General features: G+C 73.6%; 2 protein-coding genes. Both read right to left on the reverse strand.

Translation table 11 applies throughout. The annotated features are described in order from the left end of the window. Positions 1 to 3,537: type I polyketide synthase (locus tag AC1D12_RS19905; RefSeq protein ID WP_477842424.1), on the reverse strand; the 3,537-nt coding region annotated here is incomplete at its 3' end. Further along, positions 3,534 to 7,015, reverse strand: a 3,482-nt coding sequence (locus AC1D12_RS19910) for a type I polyketide synthase (protein ID WP_477842426.1), incomplete at its 5' end; no start/stop codon positions are given. The genes AC1D12_RS19905 and AC1D12_RS19910, both read right to left, overlap by 4 nt.

Consider the following 7,015-nt stretch of genomic DNA (forward strand, 5'->3'; position numbering starts at 1 on the left):
GCGCACGTGGCTGCTGAGCCGCTCGCCATGCGCGCGGTGCACCGCGAGGCGGCCGATCGCGAGCGGCAGGTACGCGCGGCCGGCAGCGGCCTGCGCCGGCAGCGCGGCGGCCATCACCTGCAGCGCGGCATCGAGCAGCGCCGGGTGCATCACGTAGTCGGCGCGGCCGGCAGCGGGCGGCAGCGCGATCTCGCCGAGCGCCTCGCCGTCGCGCCGTGCGATGCGCTGCACGCCCTGCAGCGCGGGGCCGAACGCGAGCTGGCRTGCGGCGAGGCTCGCGTAGTGGCCGCCGGCGTCGATCGATTCGGTGCAGCGGGCGCCGATCGCGCCGGCCGATTCATGCGACGGCGCTGCGTCGGCCTCGCCATAGCTGCCCTGCACGTGCGTGTGCCAGGCGTCATCGGGTTCGCCATCGCCGAGCGACAGGATCTCGAAGGTGTCGGCTTGGGTGTCAGCACTGCGGCGCAGCAGCAGTTGCAGCGTGCGCGCCTCGCCGGGCTCGAACACCAGCGGCTCGGAGATCACGACATCGGTCACCGTCCGCGCCGCGCCCTGCACCACGCGGCTCGCGGCCAGCGCCATCTCGAGGAAGCCGGTGGCCGGCAGGATCACGCGGCCCTGCACCTGGTGGTCGGCGAGGTACGGCAGGTCATCGCCGCGCAGCGTGGTCTCGAACTGCACGACATCGCGCAGCGGCGAACGCAGCCGCGTGCCGAGCAGCGGGTGGCCGGTCGGCGTGCCGCTGCGCGCGGCGGCCGGCGGGCGCGCCTGGAACCAGCAGCGCTCGCGGCGGAACGGGGTCGACGGCAGGTCGGTGAGGCGCGTGCCGCTGGCCGACCAGACCGCGCGCCAGTCGATCGGCGCACCGGCCAGGTACAGCGCGGCCAGCGATTCGGCGAGCTGGTCGGCATCGGCGCGGCCCTTGCGGAGCGTCGGCACGCGCACCGGCAAGTCTTCTGCGAAGTTCAGCAGCGTCGGGTGCGGGCCGACCTCGATGCAGATGTCCGGTTTCAGCGCAGCCAGCGTGCGCAGGCCGTCGGCGAAGCGAACCGCCTCGCGCACATGGCGGCGCCAGTAGGCGGGGTGCGTGATTGCGTTGGCACCCGTCACTTCAGCGAGCTGGCCGGTCAGGTTGGACACCAGGCGCAGCTGCGGGCGACTCATTGACGTGGCCGCTGCCGCGCGCTCGAACGCCTCGAGCACCGGGTCGACCAGCGGCGAATGGAAGGCATGCGAGACCGGCAGCTTCTGGCAGCGCACGCCGCGCGCGCTGAAGCGCTCGCAGACGGCATCGACCGCGGCCGCGGCGCCCGAGACCACCGTCTGCGCCGGCGCGTTGACGGCGGCGATCGACAGCTGCGCGGCGAACGGCGCGACCGCCTCGGCCACGTCGGCCTCGGCGGCGAAGATCGCCGCCATCGCGCCGCCGGCCGGCAGCGACTGCATCAGCCGGCCTCGCTCCGCGATCAGCGCGAGCGCCTGCGGCAGCGTCATCACGCCGGCCAGGCAGGCCGCGGCGTATTCGCCGACCGAATGGCCCATCACCAGATCGGGCGCGACGCCCCAGGCGGCCCACAGCTTTGCGAGCGCATATTCGATGCTGAACAGCGCCGGCTGCGTGTAGCGGGTCTCGTCGATCGCGTTGCCTTGCTCGGCGAAGACCACGTCGAGCAGCGGCTGCGGCAGCACGCCGTCCAGGGCCTGCGCGCAGGCGTCGAGCGCGGCGCGGAACACCGGCTGCTGCGCGTAGAGCGAATGCGCCATGCCGGCGTACTGGGCGCCCTGGCCGGTGAACAGGAAGGCGATGCGCGCCGGATCGCGGCGGGTGACGCGCTCGGTGCGCACGCCCTCGGCCTCGCGGCCCTCGGCCAGCGCCAGCAGGCGCTCGCACAGCTCGGCGACGGAGCGGGCGAGCACGGTGGCGCGCTGCGCGAAGCTGGCGCGGCTGATGGCAGCGGTGAAGCAGAGGTCGGGCAGTTCGCCGTCGGGGCGGCCGGCGAGTGACGTGGCGAAGCGGCGGGCGGTGTCGGCGAGTGAGGCTTCGTCGCGAGCGGAAAGCACAAACAGCTGAAGCCCTTCGACAGGCTCAGGGCGACCCTTCGACAAGCTCAGGGCGAACGGGTTCTCGCGTCCGGGCTCAGAAGGCGCTTCCTCGATGACCACATGCGCATTCGTCCCGCTGAACCCGAAGGAGCTGACCCCCGCGATGCGCCGCCCGCCGATCGGTTCCCAGTCCATCAGCGACGTCGGCACCTTCAGCGGCTGGTCGCCCCACGCGATGTGCGGGCTCGGCGTCTTGAAGTGCAGGTGCGCCGGGATCTGCTGCCGCTGCAGCGACAGCACCAGCTTGATCAGCCCGGTCACGCCGGCCGCCGCTTCCAGGTGGCCGAGGTTGGTCTTCACCGAGCCGATCAAGAGCGGCTGCGACGCCGCGCGCCCTTCGGAGAACACCGCCCCGAGCGCCTGCACCTCCAGCGGGTCGCCGAGCTGCGTGCCGGTGCCGTGCGCCTCGACATACCCCACCTCGTGCGGCGCGATGCCGGCGCGCGCCAGCGCCTCGCGGATCACCGCCTCCTGCGCCGGGCCGTTCGGCGCGGTCAGCCCGCTGCTCGGTCCGTCCTGGTTGACGGCGCTGCCGCGCACCACCGCGAGGATGCGGTCGCCATCGGCCTGCGCATCGCTCAGGCGCTTCAGCACGACGACGCCGCAGCCCTCGCCGCGCGCGAAGCCGTCGGCTGCCGCATCGAAGGTCTTGCACTTGCCGTCCGGCGACAGCATGCGCGAATGCGACAGCGCGATGTACAGGTCCGGCGACAGGATCAGGTTGACGCCGCCCGCCAGCGCCATGCGGCAGTCGCGCGCGCGCAGCGCCTGGCAGGCCAGGTGCAGCGCGACCAGCGACGACGAGCAGGCGGTGTCGAGCGTGACGCTCGGCCCCTGCAGCCCGAGCAGGTACGACAGCCGGCCCGATGCGATGCTGTGCGCGATGCCCGACGCGAAGTGCGCATCGAGCAGCCCGCGGTCGCCGGTCGAGAGCTGCATCTGCGCATAGTCGTTCGCGCAGACGCCGACGTAGACGCCGGTCGCCGAGCGCTCCAGCCGGTCGGGTGCCTGGCCGGCGTGCTCCAGCGCCTCCCAGGCCACCTCCAGCAGCAGCCGCTGCTGCGGGTCCATGCCCTGCGCCTCGCGGCGGGTGATGCCGAAGAAGGTCGGATCGAACCCGTCGACCGGGCCGAGGAAGCCGCCGCCGCGCGTCGCGATGCGGCCGGGCGCTTCGGGATCGGGGTCGTACAGCGCGTCGACATCCCAGYGCTCGCGCGGCAGCGGGCCGGTCGCGTCGACGCCGTCGCGCATCAGGCGCCAGAAGCTGTCGGCATCGACACCGCCGCCGGGCACGCGGCAGCCGAGCCCGATGATCGCGATCGGCTCGCGCGCCGCGCCTTCGAGCGCGGCCACTTTCGCCTGCGCCTGCTGCAACGCGAGGAAGGCGCGCTGCAGCGGCGTCAGCGCGGTGGTGTCGGCGGCAGGACTGCTCAAGACCCCTCCAATCGGCTCATCAGCAAGGCTTCGATCTCGGCGTCGCTCATCGCCGCGACGGCTTCGACGGATGCATTCGACACTGCGGCGGGTGCCGGTTGGTCGGCGACCACCACCGCGGCCTTCGGCAGCACGCGATCCAGCAGGTGGAGGGCCAGCGCGTCGATCGTCGGGTGGTCGAACATCAGCGTCGCCGGCAGCGGCTTGTCGAGGCCGAGCCCCAGCCCACCACCCAGCTGGTTGCGCAGCTGCACCGCCATCAGCGAATCGAAACCGATGTCCATCAGCCGGTCGGCGCGGCCGGGCGCATCGGCGGGATCGAGGCGCAGCACGCGCACCACGCGCTCGCGCACGAAATCGCGCATCAGCTCGGTGCGTTCGCCGGCCATCGCGTCCAGCAGGCGCTGGCGGAAGGCCTGCGCCAGCTCGGCCGGCGCGGCAGCAGCAGCACGCTGCGGTGCGGCCTCGGAAGCAACGTCGGTCGATGCCGCCCCCACCGCATCGCCCGGCACGCGCGCGACGATCACATGCTGGCCCAGCACCTCGGCCGGCGAGCCGGCGGGCGGCCACGCGCCGGCCTCGTCGAAGCCTGCATCGCGCAAGGCCTCGAGCCAGCGCGCCGGCGGCAGCAGCGGGTTGTCGCCGCGCAGGTCGTCGGCGAAGTGCTGCCAGCCTTCGATCAGGCCGGTCGTCATGTCGAACCACGGCAGGTGCGTCGTCGACTCGACCAGCACCAGCATGCCGCCCGGCGCGAGCAGCCCGCGCAGCCGCTTCAGCGCGGCGCGCAGGTCCTTGCTCGCATGCACCGCGTTGGCCGACACGATCGCATCGACGCTGCCCGGCGCGAAGCCCTGGGCCTGCGGATCGGCGTCCATGTCGAAGCGGCCGAAGCGCAGGAACGGGTACGCCGCGAAGCGCTCGCGGGCCCGATCGAGGAACACGTCGGAGACATCGGTGAAGTGGTACTGCGCGCGGTCGGCCGGCAGCGCCGCCAGCACGGCGGAGCTGRTGCCACCGGTGCCGGCACCGACCTCCAGCACGCRCAATGCACGACCTGCCGGCACGGTTGCGGCCAGCGTCTCGAAAGCGGCGGCGGCAAGGCCGTTGATGTAGCGCATCGTCGCCGAGCGTTCGTAGAGGTTCTCGGCGAGCTCGAACGAGCCCTGCGGGAACAAGGTCTCGAGCGGGCTCTCGCGGCCCAGCAGCACCGGCGCCACCAGCGATCCGCAATGCCGCACGTAGGCGAGCAGCGGCTGGTTGTCGGCGAACAGGCGTTCGGCCTCGGCCCACAGCGCGGCCAGCGGCGGCTCGGCGAGCGGCGCGTCGGCGATGAAGGCCTCGCCGGCGCGCCGCAGCACGCCCCCCGCCACCAGGCTGTCGAGCCAGCGCGACACCAGGTGCCGGTAGCTCGCGCCGATGCCGCTGCGCTGCATCAGGCCGTCGAGCGTGTGCGATTCGCCAGCCGCCAGGAACAGGCCCGCCTCGCGCAGCGTGTGCGCCGCATGCGCGCTCGTCACGCGCGCCAGGCAGTCCCACTTCGCCGGGTACGAGGAAGCGTTCAGGTCCAGYGGCCCGCGCTCGGCCTGGCGCGACAGCGCGGTGCTGACGCGCGACCAGCGCTGCGCCGCATCGACCGCCGGCGCGGCGTTCTCGCCGACGACGTCCATCCAGTGCCGCCGCGCGCGGAACGGGTAGGTCGGAAGCGCGACGCGGCTGCGGCCATACGGCGCGTCGAACGCCGCCCAGTTCACGTCGGCGCCCGCCACGTACAGGCGTTGCAGGCTGGCGAGCAGGTCGGTCCAGTCAGCGCGCTCGCGGTGCAGCGACGGCAGCCATTCGACCGGCGCGCCGCCGGCGCACTCGGCGCCCATGCCGAGCAGCACCGGGTGCGGCCCGACCTCGATGAAATGCGTGATGCCCTGCGCCAGCAAGCCCTGCAGCGCCTGCGCAAAGCGCACCGGCTGGCGCATGTGCGTGAGCCAGTAGTCGACGCGGCCGATCTCCGCCGCACCGATCGGCGCGCCGGTGACGTTGGAGACCAGCGCGATGCGCGGCTCGTGGAAGCGCACCGTCTCCAGCACGCGCCGGTAGGCCGGCAGCACCGGCTCGATCAGCGCCGAATGCGCCGCATGCGGAACGCGCAGCAGCTTGACGCGCACGCCGGCCGCCTCGAGCCGCTGCGTCGCCGCATCGACCGAGTGGCGCGGGCCGCTGATGACGAAATGCTCGGGGCCGTTGTAGGCGGCGATCGTCAGCGCGGCCGGGCCGTTCGCAAGCTCGGCCTGCACGACGGCCTCGGGCGCGAACACCGCCGCCATCGCGCCGTCGGCCGGCAGCTCGTGCGTCAGCCGGCCGCGTTCGATCACGCACTTGATGCCGTCTTCGAGCGACAGCATCCCCGACACGCAGGCGGCCGCGTACTCGCCGAGGCTGTGCCCCAGCAGCGCGACCGGCTCGATCCCCCACGACCGCCACAGCGCGGCCAGCGACACCTCGATCGCGAAGTTGACCGGCTGCGCCCACACCGTCTCGTTGATCGGCGAATGGGCTCCGGCGGGCGTGAAGATCACGTCGAGCAGCGGCCGCGGCAGCAGCGGCGCCGCAGCGGCGTGGCAGGCGTCCATCGCGGCGCGGAACACCGGCGCGCTGTCGTACAGCGCGCGGCCCATGCCGGCGTACTGCCCGCCCTGCCCGGTGAACAGGAAGGCGACCTGCGGCCGCGCCGCGCCTTCGAGCGTGCCGCGCGCGATGGCCGGGTCGTCGCTGCCGGCGAGGAAGCCGGCCAGGCCGGCGCGCAGTTCGTCGACGCTCGCCCCGGTGAGCGCGACGCGGTGCGAGAAATGCGAGCGGCCGGTGTTCGCGCTGAAGCACAGGTCGGCGGCCTCGACGCTCTCGTCGAGCTGCAGCAGCCGCGCCTCGTGGCGGCGCGCCAGGTCGAGCAGCGCACCGTCGTCGCGCGCCGACAGCGCCAGCACGTGGGCCGGCCGCAGCGGGCCGGCCGGCGGGGCGGCCAGCGACGGTGTCGGAGCCGCCTCGAGGATCACGTGCGCATTGGTCCCGCTGAAGCCGAACGAGCTGACGCCCGCGAGCCGGCGGCCGTCGATCTCCGGCCAGTCGGTCGCCTGCGTCGGCACCTGCACCGRCCAGTTCCAGTCGATGTGCGGGTTGCCCTGCGTGAAGTGCAGGTGCGGCGGGATCTGCGCGCGCTGCAGCGACAGCACCACCTTGATCACGCCGGCCAGCCCGGCCGCGGCCTCCAGGTGGCCGATGTTGGTCTTGACCGAGCCGACGCGCAGCGGCAGCGCCGGATCGCGCCCGCTGCCGAGCACCGCCGACAGCGCGCCGAGCTCGATCGGGTCGCCGAGCGGCGTGCCGGTGCCGTGCGCCTCGACGTAGCCGATCTGCCGCGCATCGACCCGGGCCGCGGCGAGCGCGGCGCGGATCACCGCCTCCTGCGCCGGGCCGTTCGGCGCGGTCA

Source organism: Rhizobacter sp. P1_G5, from assembly GCF_056405435.1.